We start from the raw sequence: 14,531 nt of genomic DNA on the forward strand, positions 1-14,531 counted from the left end.
CTTGCGGCCCCGACCTTGTGGCTAGAACGGCCCTTCGGCAGGCAGAACATCGATGGCCAGGGCGTGTACGGGGCCTTTGAGTTCGGTTTCGAGCGCGTCCATGACCGCGCGGTGTTGCGCGACGCGGCTTAGACCGTCAAAATGACGGGTCGCGATTCTGACACGAAAATGGGTTTCACCACCCTCGCGCCACCCGGCGTGACCATGATGCTGGCTCGACTCGTCGATCACATCGAGGAAAGCGGGGGCAAATTTAGCGGTGAGCTTGGCTATGATGGTCTGTCTGGCGGACATCGTGGCAGGTTCCTTTGGTCTATTGGCAAGTAACTAGGCGAGAATGAAACTGCAATCCAAGCTGTTCGATAACATTCGCATCAGGCCGCGCCGGGAAGAGAAGCCTGCGCCGGTGGAGCAGATCTGCGACTGGGAAGGCTGTGACCGGCCCGGTACGCACAAGGCACCCAAGGGGCATCGCAGCGAGGGGCAGTATCATCATTTCTGCCTCGAGCATGTGCGCCACTACAATACCGCCTTCAATTTCTTCGCCGGCATGGAGAAGGACGAGCTGGAAGAGGCGCTGCATGCGCCACCCAAGGCCGATACCCGCAAGAGTTTTGCCACGGGTCAGGCGGGCGCACGGCCGGCCAGCACGGCGGGCCTGCGGCCCGGCGACAAATATGGCGATCCGTTCGGCGTGTTTGCGCGCTACCGGCACCGGCAGGCGCAGACGCCGGCCTCCGAACGCGTCAAGCCGCTGCATGAGCCGGACCGGCGGGCGCTCGAAACGCTGGGCATTATGGGTCATGCCAAATCGGACGAGATCAAGCGGGCCTACAAGACCCTGGTCAAGATCCACCATCCCGATGCCAATGGCGGCGACAAATCATCCGAGGACCGGCTGCGCACCATCATCGCGGCCTATTCGCATCTCAAGAAGGCGGGGTTCGTTGCCAAATAGTTGAGTTCGGTGATGGAGGCCTGCAAATGGCAGTTTTCTGCGCTTCCGGTGCTCACGTACTCATGTACGCTCCGCTCCGGCTTCTCGAAAACCACCATTTTCGACTCTCCCTGACCGAACTCGTCACGAGAGGCAGGGGTGAGCAATCCACGGCTACCCCCCTTGTCACATTGCTGCTATAGAGCGCCCGTCTTTTCGTTCTCCCGCCTCGATTTTCTCTCCTTCCTGCAAGAGCCCTCCAATGAGTGAATTCAGCAATCTGCCCGACACCGACTACAAGGCCCGGGACCTGTTCGGGATCGACACCGACATGGTGGTCAAGGGCTATGCCGAACGCACCAGCCATGTGCCCCCGATCGATCCGGATTATCTGTTCGACCGCAACACCACTTTGGCGATCCTGGCCGGCTTTGCGTTCAACCGCCGCGTCATGGTGCAGGGCTATCACGGCACGGGTAAATCGACCCATATCGAGCAGGTCGCGGCGCGGCTGAACTGGCCGCTGGTGCGCGTCAATCTCGATAGCCACGTGTCGCGTATCGATCTCGTCGGCAAGGACGCGATCGTGCTCAAGGATGGCAAGCAGATCACCGAATTCCGCGATGGCATTCTGCCATGGGCGGTGCAGAACAATGTCGCTCTGGTGTTCGACGAATATGATGCGGGCCGGCCCGACGTGATGTTCGTTATTCAGCGCGTGCTGGAAGTGGCAGGTCGGCTGACCCTGCTCGACCAGAACCGCGTCATCGTGCCCCATCCGGCGTTCCGCCTGTTCTCGACCACCAATACGATTGGTCTGGGCGATACGTCGGGCCTCTATCACGGCACCCAGCAGATCAACCAGGGTCAGATGGACCGCTGGAGCCTGGTGACGACGCTGAATTACCTGCCGCATGACAAGGAAGTCGGCATCGTCCTGGCCAAGAACAAGGCCTATGGCGAGACCGAAAAGGGCAAGAAGCTCATTTCCAACATGGTGCGACTGGCCGATTTGACGCGCCAGGCGTTCATCAATGGGGACCTGTCCACCGTGATGAGCCCGCGTACGGTGATCACCTGGGCCGAGAACACGCAGATTTTCGGCGGCGACACCGGTTTTGCGTTCCGGCTGACCTTCCTCAACAAATGCGACGAGCTCGAGCGCCCGGTGGTGGCCGAGTTCTATCAGCGCGTGTTCGGGGAAGACCTGCCCGAGTCGTCCGCCAATCTGGCGGTGACGGCTTAATCCACGCCCCAGAGGTCGTGGCAGACTGGATCGGCTCATGGCCCAGAATATCTATGACGACGCCAAATTCTTTGAGGGTTACAGCCAGTTCCCGCGTTCGCGCCAGGGACTGGCTGGGGCTCCCGAATGGGCGTCGCTTAAAGCTATGTTGCCGGATCTGACGGGCAAGCGCGTCCTTGATCTGGGGTCGGGCTTCGGCGCCTTTTGCCGCTTTGCGGTGGAGGCGGGTGCGGCCGAGGTGGTGGGTGTCGATCTCTCCGAAAAGATGATCGCCAGCGCCAAAGAGCGGGGGGCGGGCCTGCCGATCCGCTATGAGCAGGCTGACCTTGAGACCTATGTGCCCCAGACCGGCGCCTATGATCTCGTGTTCTCCTCGCTGGCCGTGCATTACCTCGGCGACTTCGATGCCTTTGTTCGCAAGGTGCGTGATGCATTGGTGCCGGGCGGTGCTTTCGTCTTTTCGATGGAGCATCCGATTTTTGCGGCGCGGGGCGAGCCGGAATGGCTCGAGTCTGATGGCAAGCGGGTGTTTGCGCTGAGCGATTATGCGCGCGAAGGCGAGCGGGTGACCAATTGGGTGGTCGAGGGCATCGTCAAATACCACCGCAAGATGTCGACCATGGTCACCGCATTGCTGGTGGCCGGCTTTGTTATCGATGCCATGGATGAATGGTCGCCCAGCGCGGATGATCTCAAGGCCATACCCGGCCTTGCCGACGAAATAATACGGCCCATGCTGCTGCTGATGGCAGCACACAAGCCAGACCAAGAACACTAAGCCGGACCGAACCTCATGGCACAGCCTCCTCGCAGCAAAGCCAATAGACCCGACCAGACCCAGGTCTTCAAATCGGCCATGGGTGCGACCGTGCGAGCCATTGGCGGCAAGGCGGATCTGGAGGTGACCTTCACCTCCGACCGGCCGCTGCTGACCTCGGACAAGGCGCGTCTCGCCAATCTGCCGCGCCTGCCGACCCGGCGCGACGTGGCCATTGCCCGCGGGCAGGGCGATGCCATGGCGATGCGGCTGGCCAGCCATGATCCCGAAACCCACCGTAAGCGTAGCCCCGTGGACCCCATGGCGCGGGCGGCATTCGATGCGCTGGAACAGGCGCGCGTCGAGGCGCTTGGCTGCGTGCGCATGCCGGGCATGGTCGGCAATATCGGGGAAATGCTGGAAGACCGGTTGTTCCGCGCCAATTTTGCCGAGGTCGATGACAAGGGCGACGCGCCCATCGCGGAGGCGCTTGGCCTGTTGCTGCGCGAGAAGCTGGCAGGGGTGCCGGTGCCGCCTTCGGGGCATGCGCTGGTCGATCTGTGGCGCAAGGAGATCGAGGACAAGGGCGGCAAGTCGCTCGAGGATCTGTTGACGCGCTATGAGAACCAGGACGAGTTCTCCAAGGCCGCCAAGGCGCTGCTGCGTGACCTCAACCTGGTGCCCGAAAGCGAGCTGGATGATCCGGACGCTTCCGACGAGGAGAGCGACGACAATCAGGAGCCCGATGCCGGGGACAGCTCGGACAAGGCGCCGGAGCAGGGCGAGGGCGAGAACGAAAGCTCGGATGCCGATCAGGACCAGCAGGCCGGCGAGTCGGAAGAAACCGGCGACGTCGAAGGCATGGAATCGGACATGGCCGATACCGATGAGGACGCGGCCGCCGAAGCGGGCGAAGACGCGCCCATGCCCCCGCCTGCCAAGGATGGCGGGGAGCGCCTCTCCAACCAATTCCAGTACAAGGTGTTCACCACCAAATTCGACGAAATCGTCAAGGCGGCCGAACTGTGCCCGCCGGACGAGCTGGATCAATTGCGGGCGCTGCTCGACAAGCAATTGGAAAACCTGGCGGGTGCGGTGGCGCGCCTGGCCAATAAGCTGCAGCGGCGGTTGATGGCCAAGCAAAACCGTAGCTGGCAGTTTGATCTCGAAGAAGGTCTGCTGGACACGGCGCGATTGACCCGCGTGGTGACCGATCCGATGCAGGCGCTCAGCTTCAAGGTCGAGAAGGACACCGATTTCCGCGACACGATCGTCACGCTCCTGATCGACAATTCGGGCTCGATGCGCGGGCGGCCGATCACCATTGCGGCGATCTGCGGCGATATTCTTGCCCGCACCTTGGAGCGCTGCGGCGTCAAGGTCGAGATCCTGGGCTTTACCACCCGCGCCTGGAAGGGCGGCAAGAGCCGCGAGGCGTGGCTCGAAGCTAATCGCCCGGCCAATCCGGGGCGCGTCAACGACGTGCGTCACATCATCTACAAGGCAGCGGATGAGCCCTGGCGGCATGCGCGGCGCAATCTCGGCCTGATGATGCGCGAGGGACTGCTCAAGGAAAACATCGATGGCGAGGCGCTCGAATGGGCGCGCAAGCGGCTGATGGCGCGGCCGGAAGCCCGCCGCATCCTGATGGTGATTTCCGACGGCGCGCCGGTCGATGACTCAACCCAGAGCGTCAATGCCGGCAATTATCTGGAAGCCCATTTGCGCCAGGTGATCGAGGATATCGAAACGCGCTCGCCCATCCAATTGGTGGCCGTGGGTATCGGGCATGACGTGACGCGCTATTACCGCCGGGCGGTGACGCTGCTCGACGCCGAGGAACTGGCCGGGGCGCTGACGGATGAATTGGCTGCCCTGTTCGATGAAGAACCTCCGGCCCAATCGCGCCGGCGCGGCCGCGGATGAGACTGATTGCTGCTGCCGGGATCATGGCGCTGCTGGCGGGCGTACAGCCCGCCGCAGCCGCCGAGGTAACCGTCAGCGCCGTCCAGATCACCCGCTTCAAGGATAGCGCGCTCGACCAGCCCGTGGACAAGCTGATCTGGCGGGGCGGTATCGCCATGGTCAGCCAGGAGGACACGTTTGGGGGGCTGTCGGGGCTGACCTTTACCGGGGCGGATCACCGCGCGGTGTTTGTCAGCGATCGCGGCAATTTCGTCGCCGGGCAATTGGCCTATGATGACGCGAACCGGCTGTTCGGCTTTATCGGCGTCACCATCGAGCCCATGCGCAATTCCAAGGGTGATTTGCTGCCCCGGCAATATGCACGGGATGCCGAGTCAGTGGATACCGTTTATCGCGACGGGCTACCGTTGGCGGTGCGGGTGGGGTTCGAGAATTTGACGCGGGTGGCCGATTTTGCGCTGAGCAATGGCGTGCCCGGCGGCGCCGCGCGCGAGGTGCCAATTCCCGATTGGCTCAGCCAATTGCGCACCAATAGAACAGTGGAATCGGTGTGCGTGGCGCCGGCCGGCTCTCCGATTGCCGGTTCGACGCTGTTGCTTGCCGAGGGGGCCTTCGATGCGGACGGCAATCATCGCGGGTGGCTGTTGGGGCAAAGTGACAAGGGGCCGGTGAGCTATCGTTCGAGCGCGGCGACTGACCCTACCGAATGCGCTTTCCTGCCCAATGGGGACCTGCTGGTACTCGAACGCGGCGTGTCGTTCCTGAGCTTTTCCATGGCCCTGCGCCGCGTCCCGGCCGCCGAGGTGCGGGCCGGCAATGTGATGGCGGGCGAAGTGCTGCTGTCGGCCGGCGGCGGGGAGGTCGACAATATGGAGTCGATGGCGGTTTATACGGCCAAAGATGGGGAAACGCGGGTTGTTATTGGATCCGACAATAACTTCAACGATTGGCAGCGGAGCCTGCTGTTGGAATTTGGGTTACCGCAATAGACCAATCCCCTGAAGCGGCCACACCCACGATGTCACCCCGGCGCAGGCGGGGGTCCATCCTGGGATCTTTTCCGTACCGCCAGGTAGGTGTTCTGATCCGCGACCTTGCGGCGTGTTGCATCATCTCGAGATGGGCCCCGGCCTGCGCCGGGGTGACACCGCATTTTTGACGGGCGCGGTGTCCCCATCGAGAGATGTGCCCTTACGCCCGCGCGCCAAGCGGCGGGAGGGGCATGATCCGGCCCATCAGGGCGCGGTAGGGGGCCAGCAGCAGCAGGGCGGCGAGGAATTTTACCAGGAAATCGCCGGAGGCCAGGGAGATCCAGAGCGGGACTTCGGGGCCGATGCCCAGCCAGGGGGCGGGGAAGGCCAAGGAGCCATCGGCCAGGCCGAACAGCAGGTCGATGCCGACCAGAGCCGGGGCGAAGGCGACGGTGAAGAAGATGGCCGTATCGATCAGCGAGCCGAACAGCGAACCGGCCAGCGGCGGCAGGAACCAGGCCTTGGCCGCGCGCAGGCGCGAGAACACAGCGATATCGAGCAATTGGCCGGTGAGGAAAGCCGCAGCGGAGGCGAGGGCAATGCGCTGGGTGGTGGCGGGGCCGCCTTCGGCATTCCAGGGCAGCGGATGGTAGCTGAGATAGAATGAGAGCCCCAGGCCCACCAGGAAGCCGACCAGAACGACGAGCCGTGCATTGCGCGGGCCGTCATAGCGGTTGGTGAGGTCGGTGACGAGGAAGGCAAAGGGGAAGGTGAAGGCGCCCCAGGTCAACAGATCGGCCAGGTTAACCGAACCAAGCTGGACCTGCAGCGGAAACAGCACCAGAATATTGGACGCGGCGACGACCACGACCATGGCGGCAACGGCCGCCAGGAAACGAGCAAGCATCAGAATGCACCTCAATGTAACCGCGGCCCGGCAGCAGACCGGCGCGGATGTTCGTCTTGGCCATCATAGCGCAAAACAAAACCGCGTGGACACGTCATCCACGCGGCTAATTCTTATAGGCCGACCGTTTCGCTCAGGCAGCAGCGAGAGCGGCGCGGACTTCCTTTTTGATGCCCTGGGCCAGGGTCGACAGGGTCGCGTCGTCCTGCTTGAGCAGGAAGGCGTCGAGGCCACCGCGGTGCTCGACGGTGCGCAGGGCCGCAGCCGAGATGCGCAGCTTGACCGGACGGTTCAGCGCGTCCGAAATCAGCGTCACGTTGAGCAGATTGGGGAGAAAGCGGCGGCGGGTGCGGTTGAGCGCGTGGGACACGTTGTTCCCGGTCATTACGCCCTTGCCAGTCAGTTCACAGCGACGTGCCATTTGGAGATATCCTAATTTGTGTAAAGGTCCTACGTGGCGGCTCAATACCGCGACGGGCCTCGATTGTTGTGAAATCTTGGCCGCTCTTTAGAGAAAAGGGGGAGCGCGTCAAGAAGACAGCGCCCGCAAACGCCCGTGATTGCCTTGCATGGGCCACAAGGGCACGGCAATTTCATCATTAATAGTGATTCGCTGCGGCGTCCGGGCCTGCCTGCTCGCCCCCAAAGTGTTGAGACGACGCGCCCGTGACGTATTTCCGTTCCGCCTTCGCCGCAATGGCTCTTCTAGCCGCCACGCCGGCTCTTGCCCAACAGGTGGATGCCCGCGCCAGCTATGTGCTGACCCTGGGCGGCATCAATATCGCCATGATGGATGTCGAGCTCAGCGACAATGGCTCACGCTATGCACTCGATCTTTCCGCCAACGTCGCGGGGATGGGGGCCGTGGTGGCCAGCGGCACGGCCAGCGCCCATGCCTCGGGCAGTTCGGCCAATGGGCTGGTGTCACAAAGCTTTAATCTCAAGACCCGGGCCAATGGCGAAGCCTTTGGCGTGGATGTGACCTTTGCCGGCGGCGAGGTCAGCGCCTTCAAGGTCGAGCCGCCGATCACCGATACCTATGACCGGGTGCCGCTGGAACGCCGGCATCTGACCGGCGTCGGCGACTTCCTCTCGGCCTTCGTCGTCAAGGGCGGAACGCTCGACAAGGGGCTGTGCCAGCGCAAGCTCAATATCTTTACCGGGGTCGAGCGCTTCAACATCGCCATGAGCTATGCCGGGGAAGACGAGGCCACCTCGCCACGCACGGGCTATCAGGGGCCGGTCGTGGTTTGCAGCCTCGATTACCAGCCGATCTCGGGGCATTTCACCGAGTCCGAAATCACCAATTACCTGGCCGACAAGAGCCGCATCCTGATGTGGTATGCGCCGCTGGGCCAGACGGGCTATTTCGTGCCCTATCGCGTGCTGCTGGGCACCAATATGGGGGATCTCTCCATGGTGCTGACCAGTATGAAACCCTGACGCTTCGTCCCGTTTCGATACGGTCAACGGGTTTTTTGCCAAGATCGCGGCCCAAGGCCGGGCATTTGTGGGGGCTGCGCTGTTAAGTCCGTGCAGCCCTAGCGCTTTTTGCGATTAGCGTTTCGTTTAGACCTGGCCGAAAACGAGCAATCTTCATGCTTTGGTGATGGAGTTGAACGGGTTTGGCGGGGAGCGGGCGGGTTTTTGGCGATGGCGCTGCCGGCTAGTGGGCGAGCGATGGGGCGGGCCACCAGATGTGGTGGAGAACAAAGCCGCATTGGTTGATTCTCTGCCGTTTCTTCCCTGTTCGTTCCGGGTTTGGTTCAGAGGTGAACGGGGACGGGGTTGACGGCGCGGAATTGTGCCGTTTCGGGACGGGAGGATGCCCGAGTGACCAAGCCAACCACGACGTCATTCCGGCGCAGGCCGGAATCCATGCTGAAGACCATCCCGGCGCTGGATGTATGCGGATCGCCACGGACATGGATTCCGGCCTGCGCCGGAACGACACGGTGGGTGGGAATGGCATTGTGGAAGGGGAGGAATCTGCCCTTGTCCCCGGATGGGACGGTCAATGGGGAATATCCTCAATCTTGCCGCTGAGGCCCGCAGAGATGGGGCGGCGAAATCTCTACGGGGCAAAAAACTGAGAACCCACGCGATTTACCTTTGCTTCATGGATCGCGAAAAATCGCGGATTTTCATGGTTTGGTAGCGGAGTTGAACGGGGAAGTTCCGTTGGCGGCCAAACCTTGGTTGCCGCATTCGCGTCTGGTGGGGCGGGGTGTCGCGACCTACTACCAGTGGTGGAGAACAAAACGGGATTCAGTGAGTCGCGCCGATTCGGTTCTGTTTCGTTCCCCGGCTGTTCCTGCCATTAAGCCGGATGACATTTCCGTCGCATTGAGTGTGCATTTGTGGGACAGGCCGCTGGGGGCTCGTAACCGGACAGAACTGCCCCTACATTGGCGGCGATGACTTTTACACCCTACCAATCGGTCAAGGCGATTCTTGGCCCGACCAATACCGGCAAGACCTATTTCGCCATCGAGCGAATGCTGGCCCATCCGAGCGGGATGATCGGGCTGCCGCTGCGTTTGCTGGCGCGCGAGGTCTATACGCGGGTGGTCGAGCGGGTCGGCGAGCAAGCCGTGGCGCTGGTGACGGGGGAAGAGCGAATCGTGCCGGCGCGACCGCGCTATTGGGTGTGCACGGTCGAGGCCATGCCGCTCGATATCCATGTCGATTGCGTGGCGATCGACGAAATCCAGACGGCGATCGATTTTGACCGCGGACATGTGTTTACCGACCGCATATTGAATGCGCGGGGCCGCCAGGAAACCCTGCTGCTGGGCGCGGCGACCATGGCGCCGGTGATCCGCAAACTCCTGCCCAATGCCGATATTGTGGACCGGCCACGCTTTTCCCAGCTGACATATGCCGGGTCCAAGAAGATTTCGCGCCAGCCGACCCGCTCGGCCATCGTCGCCTTCTCGGCGCGGCAGGTCTATGCCATCGCCGAACTGATCCGGCGCGAGCGGGGCGGGGCGGCGGTGGTGATGGGGGCGCTGTCGCCGCGCACGCGCAATGCGCAGGTCGAGCTTTATCAGAATGGCGATGTGGATTTTCTGGTGGCGACCGACGCGATCGGCATGGGGCTCAACCTTGATATCCATCACGTCGCCTTTGCCGACGACACCAAATTCGATGGACATCAGAGCCGACCCTTAACTGCGGCAGAATTGGGGCAGATTGCTGGCCGGGCGGGTCGCCATGCGCGCAATGGCACGTTCGGGGTGACCGGGGGCACCGAGGGATTCGAGGAAGAAATGGTCGTGGCGCTCGAAACCCACGATTTCGAACCCGTCAAAGTGCTGCAATGGCGCAACAATAGGCTAGATTATTCATCCATCCCCGCGCTGCTCGATAGCCTCGAACAGAGCCCGGAAAACCGCAGTTTGACGCGGGTTCCGGTGGCCACGGACCAGCGGGCGCTCGAATTTGTAGCGCGCAACGAGGCGGGCAAGCTGGCGCGCGGTCTGGACGGGGCGCGGCTGTTGTGGGAATGCTGCCAAATCCCTGATTATCAGGGGATTTCGCCGGCCAATCACGGGGAAATCGTCACCCGAATTTACTCGGATTTAAAACGAAATGGAACGGTCGACCAGGACTGGATTGCCGAGCAGGTTCGCTTTTGCGACAATGCCAGTGGGGACATCGATACGCTCAGCAATCGGATCAAGCAAATCCGCACCTGGACGTTTGTCGCCAATCGGAAAAACTGGCTTGCAGACCCTTCACATTGGCGCGAAAAGACCCGAGACATTGAAGACCGCCTGAGCGATGCCCTGCATGAAAGGCTCACTCAGCGGTTCGTCGACCGGCGCACGAGCGTCTTGCTTCGCCACCTGAAAGACAAACGTATGGCATCTCCCGAGATCAATGAGCGTGGCGAAGTTCGGCTGGAAGGCCATCTGATCGGCACACTCGAAGGCTTCCGCTTTACCCTTTCCCGCAATGACGGGGACGTCGATACCAAGGGCTTGCGGGCGGCGGCCGATCACGTGGTGGCGCCCGAAATTCACAATCGGGCCGACCGGCTGGCCGGGGCGCCGAACGAGGAGTTCGTGCTGGCGACCGATGGCAAGCTGCGCTGGAAGGGCGATGTCGTCGCCGAACTGATCGAGGGCGATGCGCTCTATCGCCCGCGCATCCTGATTCTGGCCGATGAGACGCTGACCGGGGTGGACCTGGAACGCGTGCAGGACCGGTTAAGCCTGTGGCTGCGCCATCACATCAATACCGTGCTCGAAAGCGTCATGTCGCTGGAAGCGCCGGCCGATATCGAAGGCGCGGCACGGGGTATTGCCTTCCAGCTTTATGAGCATCTGGGGCTGTTGCCGCGGGCGCAAGTGGCCGACGAGGTCAAGGCGCTCGACCAGGACGTGCGCGGCAAGATGCGCAAACTGGGCATCAAGTTCGGCGCCTATCACATTTTCCTGCCGCTGGCGCTGAAGCCGGCGCCGCGCGAACTGGCGCTGATTCTATTTGCGCTGAAGCATGGCGGCATCCGCCAGCCGGGCGTCACCGACATTCCCCATATCGTGCTCTCGGGCCGCACCTCGTTCCTGGTCGATCCCGAGGTCGATACCAGGCTCTATGAGGTCGCCGGCTTCAAGGTGGCCGGCAAGCGGGCCGTGCGCGTCGATATTCTGGAACGGCTGGCCGATATCATCCGGCCGCTGATCGCGCTCGATCCGACGCGCCATCAGGGCGATGTGCCGGTCGGAGCCGCCGAAGGCAACGGGTTCCGCGTGACGGTCGAGATGACGTCGCTGCTGGGGTGTTCGGGCGAGGATTTCGCCTCGATCCTGAGTTCGCTCGGCTATCGGGTCAAGCGCACGCCCAAGGTCGCGGCGCCCGTGGCCGCTGAAGCCAGTGCGGAAGCGCCGGCGCTTGGGGAAGTGCTGGCGGAGAATCCGGTATCGGTCGATGCTGTTGCCGAAGCGCCGCTGGAGGCCGTCGCGGCCGAGGCGGAAGTGGTTCCCGTGGCGCTTGAAGCCGAAATTCCGGCGACGACCATCGTCGAATCCGAGCCGGCTGTGGTTGCAGATGCGACCCCCGCCGAGCCCGAATTCGATGAAATCTGGTTCCCCGGCGGCAAGCGGCCCGAGACCAAGCGGCATGAGCATCGCCGCCGTCCCGAGGGCGAAAGCCGGCAGCAGCGGCCAGTGGCCAAGCGCCGCCCCGAGGGCGAAGTGCAGGACCTGAGCAAGGCCCAGCATCTCAATCCCAAGCCAAAATTTGAGCCACGCGGGCGCAATGACAACCGGAAGAATGAAAGGCCCCGTGACGAGCGGCCTAAATTCGACAAGCCGCGGCCCGAACAGCGCGAGGCCAAGTTCGATCCGGACAGCCCCTTCGCCAAGCTGGCGGCCTTGCGCAACAAGAGTGCGGAGTAGCGATTGACAGGAACAAGTGCGACACCCGTCCGCAAGGAACGGCTCGACAAGTTCCTGTTTTTCTCGCGTGCCCTCAAATCGCGCACGCTGGCGCAAAAGGTCATCGAGACCGGCGCCATCCGCGTCAATTCCGAACGGACCGATAAAAGCGATTACAAGGTTGGCGCGGGCGACGTGTTGACCATGGCGATCCATGGCCGCATCGTGGTCTGGAAAATCCTCGATGCCGGCGTGCGGCGTGGACCGGCCAGCGAAGCGATGACGCTCTATGAGGATCTTTCGCCTCCCAGTTTGCCTAAGGCCGAGCGTTCGCCCTATGAGGCCGCCATCGCGCCGCGCGACGAAGGAGCGGGGCGTCCGACCAAGAAGCAGCGGCGCGATACGGACCGGCTCAAGGATAGAGAGGCATAAATATGTCGTTCGGCGACATTCCAACCCTCACCACCGAGCGGCTGGTGTTGCGCGCACCGGTGCTGGACGACTTTGCTGATTATGCGAAATTTCTGGGCTCGCCGCGCTCGCGCTATATGGGCGGGCCCTTCGACACCAGGGGCGCCTGGCTCACATTCTGCCACGATATTGCCTGCTGGGACCTGTTCGGGCATGGGGCGTTGATGATTGATCTACGGTCAACGGGCGAGTGCGTCGGACAGGTGGGGATCAACCATGGTCCGCTCTTTCCCGAAAAGGAACTAGGCTGGCTGATCTATGCGCCCTTCGAGGGCAAGGGCTATGCGCTGGAAGCCGCGCGCGCCATGCGGGACTGGGCCTTTGCCGGGCTGAAGCTGCCGACGCTGGTGAGCTATGTCGATCAGGACAATGCACGGTCGCGGACGCTGGCGGAAAAGCTTGGCGCCCGGCTCGATCCGGATGCATCACGGCAGGACAAGGAGGATCTGGTCTATCGCCATGTGGCAGGATGATCGGCCGGGGCGGGAAAATTTGCTGGCCATTGCCGGATGCGGGCCAAACCCTGCCCCCGCACGATCTTGCAGGGAAAGCCAAAAGGGTTTAGCACCGCAGCCGTTGAGACCATCCGGCCCCGTCCCTCCCGGCGCCGGACCATCGTTCGGGACTGCCCAATAGATGACCTATATCGTCACCGATAATTGCATTGCCTGCAAATATACCGACTGCGTCGAAGTGTGTCCGGTGGACTGTTTCTACGAAGGCGAGAATATGCTGGTCATCCACCCGGATGAGTGCATCGATTGCGGCGTGTGCGAGCCTGAATGCCCGGCCGAAGCGATCAAGCCCGATACCGAAAGCGGGCTGGACGAATGGCTGGCGCTCAACACCAAGTTTGCCTCCATGTGGCCCAACCTGACCGAGCGGCGCGATCCGCTGCCCCAGGCCAAGGAAAAGGACGGCGAAGAGGGCAAGCTGGCAAAGTACTTCTCAGAGGCGCCCGGCGAAGGCGACTGACGAATAGGCGGATGGGCTGGATGAGCGATAACCCACCTCGTGGATGGGTTTGCTAGTGCAGATGCGCTCGCGGCGCCATATCCCGGTCACATTGACCGCCGTCCCGCGGCGGCATGAATCCGTCATTGATTCGTAGTTTTTGATTTTGCTGAAATTTTGTGCTATGGTCTCACTATATGCAGTTGAGCCCGTCACCAACCCGTGCCTGATGGCACGATTTTTTTGACCGACATTGGTGTGTTGCCTGGCCTCCGGGGAAAGCGGACCTGGAAAGCCATGGGGTTTTTGCTGCGCGCAGCGCCCACGATTTGGGCGTTTATGAGTTTGGAGTGGACGATCCTTCCCGCAGGGAATTGTCCATTTGGGGCGTCAACAAGGAGTTCCAAGACTATGGTAGCCAAGAAGGTACAGACACGGCTGGGTTTCAAGACGGGCGAGTATGTTGTCTATCCGGCGCATGGCGTCGGCGTGATCGTCTCGATCGAGGAACAAGAAGTCGCCGGCCTGACCCTTGAGTTGTTCGTCATCAGTTTCGAGCAGGACAAGCTGACCCTTCGCGTGCCCGTCGCCAAGATCAAATCCGTCGGCATGCGCAAGCTGGCCGAAGAGGACATGGTCACCCAGGCGCTGACCACCGTGACCGGTCGTGCACGCGTCAAGCGGACCATGTGGTCGCGTCGCGCTCAGGAATATGAAGCCAAGATCAATTCGGGCGATCTGATCGCCATCTCCGAAGTCGTGCGCGATCTCTATCGCTCCGAAGAGCAGCCCGAGCAGTCCTATTCGGAACGCCAGCTGTTCGAGCAGGCCATGGACCGCATGAGCCGCGAAATCGGCGCGGTCAATCGCCTGACGCTGACCGAGGCCGTGCAGCTGATCGAAAAGAACCTGGCCAAGTCGCCCAAGCGCACCAAGGCCGACGCCGCCGAAAGCGACGAGGAAGCTGCCGCCTAAGCG

At 62.2% G+C, this 14,531-nt stretch carries 14 protein-coding genes; 11 read left to right on the top strand and 3 right to left on the bottom strand.

The features are described 5' to 3' along the window. Positions 1 to 21 precede the first annotated feature (21 nt). Positions 22 to 294, bottom strand: a complete 273-nt coding sequence (locus tag N8A98_RS11065; protein ID WP_113119851.1) for a BolA family protein — start codon at positions 292 to 294, stop codon at positions 22 to 24. A gap of 43 nt (positions 295 to 337) precedes the next feature. Here N8A98_RS11065 and N8A98_RS11070 point away from each other — a divergent pair, with 43 nt between their 5' ends. The 5 genes from N8A98_RS11070 (at position 338) to N8A98_RS11090 (ending at position 5,855) form a co-directional block, all read left to right on the top strand. Then, positions 338 to 958 carry a J domain-containing protein gene (locus N8A98_RS11070; RefSeq protein ID WP_113119850.1) on the top strand — a complete coding sequence of 207 codons (621 nt, stop codon included), beginning with the start codon at positions 338 to 340 and terminating at the stop codon, positions 956 to 958. Positions 959 to 1,199: 241 nt separating this feature from the next. Next, complete coding sequence (gene cobS, locus N8A98_RS11075) at positions 1,200 to 2,183, top strand: cobaltochelatase subunit CobS (protein WP_113119849.1); 984 nt, start codon at positions 1,200 to 1,202, stop codon at positions 2,181 to 2,183. 37 nt (positions 2,184 to 2,220) lie between these two features. Next, entirely contained in the window at positions 2,221 to 2,961 is a 741-nt protein-coding gene (locus N8A98_RS11080; RefSeq protein WP_262171346.1) for a class I SAM-dependent methyltransferase, read from the top strand. Between the two features lie 15 nt (positions 2,962 to 2,976). Continuing rightward, positions 2,977 to 4,866: a cobaltochelatase subunit CobT gene (cobT, locus tag N8A98_RS11085; protein WP_262171348.1), complete on the top strand. Its 1,890-nt coding sequence runs from the start codon at positions 2,977 to 2,979 to the stop codon at positions 4,864 to 4,866. Further along, positions 4,863 to 5,855: an esterase-like activity of phytase family protein gene (locus tag N8A98_RS11090; RefSeq protein ID WP_262171350.1), complete on the top strand. Its 993-nt coding sequence runs from the start codon at positions 4,863 to 4,865 to the stop codon at positions 5,853 to 5,855. The genes cobT and N8A98_RS11090 overlap by 4 nt, the downstream gene beginning before the upstream one ends. Positions 5,856 to 6,057: 202 nt before the next feature. Here N8A98_RS11090 and N8A98_RS11095 read toward each other — a convergent pair whose 3' ends face one another. Together N8A98_RS11095 and rpmB are read right to left on the bottom strand one after the other, a co-directional pair. Next, positions 6,058 to 6,744, bottom strand: a complete 687-nt coding sequence (locus N8A98_RS11095; protein WP_262171352.1) for a queuosine precursor transporter — start codon at positions 6,742 to 6,744, stop codon at positions 6,058 to 6,060. Between the two features lie 133 nt (positions 6,745 to 6,877). Next, positions 6,878 to 7,165 (bottom strand): 50S ribosomal protein L28, encoded by a 288-nt coding sequence (gene rpmB / locus N8A98_RS11100; protein ID WP_035101533.1) that lies wholly within the window; start codon positions 7,163 to 7,165, stop codon positions 6,878 to 6,880. 245 nt (positions 7,166 to 7,410) lie between these two features. Between rpmB and N8A98_RS11105 the strand changes: the two genes are divergently transcribed. The 6 genes from N8A98_RS11105 to N8A98_RS11130 all read left to right on the top strand — a co-directional run bounded on the left by N8A98_RS11105 (position 7,411) and on the right by N8A98_RS11130 (position 14,528). After that, the gene (locus N8A98_RS11105) at positions 7,411 to 8,187 is read left to right on the top strand and encodes a DUF3108 domain-containing protein (protein WP_262171354.1); all 777 of its coding nucleotides are present in this window, start codon (positions 7,411 to 7,413) and stop codon (positions 8,185 to 8,187) included. A 974-nt stretch (positions 8,188 to 9,161) separates the two neighbouring features. Further along, positions 9,162 to 12,149: a helicase-related protein gene (locus N8A98_RS11110; RefSeq protein WP_262171356.1), complete on the top strand. Its 2,988-nt coding sequence runs from the start codon at positions 9,162 to 9,164 to the stop codon at positions 12,147 to 12,149. A 3-nt stretch (positions 12,150 to 12,152) separates the two neighbouring features. Further along, a complete protein-coding gene (locus N8A98_RS11115; RefSeq protein WP_262171358.1) occupies positions 12,153 to 12,560 on the top strand; it encodes an RNA-binding S4 domain-containing protein in 408 nt (135 codons plus the stop codon). Between the two features lie 2 nt (positions 12,561 to 12,562). Then, complete coding sequence (locus N8A98_RS11120) at positions 12,563 to 13,072, top strand: GNAT family N-acetyltransferase (protein ID WP_262171360.1); 510 nt, start codon at positions 12,563 to 12,565, stop codon at positions 13,070 to 13,072. A 163-nt stretch (positions 13,073 to 13,235) separates the two neighbouring features. After that, entirely contained in the window at positions 13,236 to 13,574 is a 339-nt protein-coding gene (gene fdxA, locus N8A98_RS11125; protein ID WP_113119839.1) for a ferredoxin FdxA, read from the top strand. A gap of 390 nt (positions 13,575 to 13,964) precedes the next feature. After that, a complete protein-coding gene (locus tag N8A98_RS11130; protein ID WP_035101539.1) occupies positions 13,965 to 14,528 on the top strand; it encodes a CarD family transcriptional regulator in 564 nt (187 codons plus the stop codon). Positions 14,529 to 14,531: the final 3 nt, after the last annotated feature.

The sequence above is a fragment of the Devosia neptuniae genome, assembly GCF_025452235.1.
GTDB lineage: Bacteria > Pseudomonadota > Alphaproteobacteria > Rhizobiales > Devosiaceae > Devosia.

Bases quoted from the DNA above. Each gene is read 5' to 3' on its own strand.
- N8A98_RS11095 (WP_262171352.1), bottom strand. From the start codon at position 6,744: ATGCTTGCTCGTTTCCTGGCGGCCGTTGCCGCCATGGTCGTGGTCGTC.
- N8A98_RS11065 (WP_113119851.1), bottom strand. From the start codon at position 294: ATGTCCGCCAGACAGACCATCATAGCCAAGCTCACCGCTAAATTTGCC.
- rpmB (WP_035101533.1), bottom strand. From the start codon at position 7,165: ATGGCACGTCGCTGTGAACTGACTGGCAAGGGCGTAATGACCGGGAAC.
- N8A98_RS11080 (WP_262171346.1), top strand. From the start codon at position 2,221: ATGGCCCAGAATATCTATGACGACGCCAAATTCTTTGAGGGTTACAGC.
- N8A98_RS11090 (WP_262171350.1), top strand. From the start codon at position 4,863: ATGAGACTGATTGCTGCTGCCGGGATCATGGCGCTGCTGGCGGGCGTA.
- cobT (WP_262171348.1), top strand. From the start codon at position 2,977: ATGGCACAGCCTCCTCGCAGCAAAGCCAATAGACCCGACCAGACCCAG.
- cobS (WP_113119849.1), top strand. From the start codon at position 1,200: ATGAGTGAATTCAGCAATCTGCCCGACACCGACTACAAGGCCCGGGAC.
- N8A98_RS11130 (WP_035101539.1), top strand. From the start codon at position 13,965: ATGGTAGCCAAGAAGGTACAGACACGGCTGGGTTTCAAGACGGGCGAG.
- N8A98_RS11070 (WP_113119850.1), top strand. From the start codon at position 338: ATGAAACTGCAATCCAAGCTGTTCGATAACATTCGCATCAGGCCGCGC.
- N8A98_RS11110 (WP_262171356.1), top strand. From the start codon at position 9,162: ATGACTTTTACACCCTACCAATCGGTCAAGGCGATTCTTGGCCCGACC.
- fdxA (WP_113119839.1), top strand. From the start codon at position 13,236: ATGACCTATATCGTCACCGATAATTGCATTGCCTGCAAATATACCGAC.
- N8A98_RS11120 (WP_262171360.1), top strand. From the start codon at position 12,563: ATGTCGTTCGGCGACATTCCAACCCTCACCACCGAGCGGCTGGTGTTG.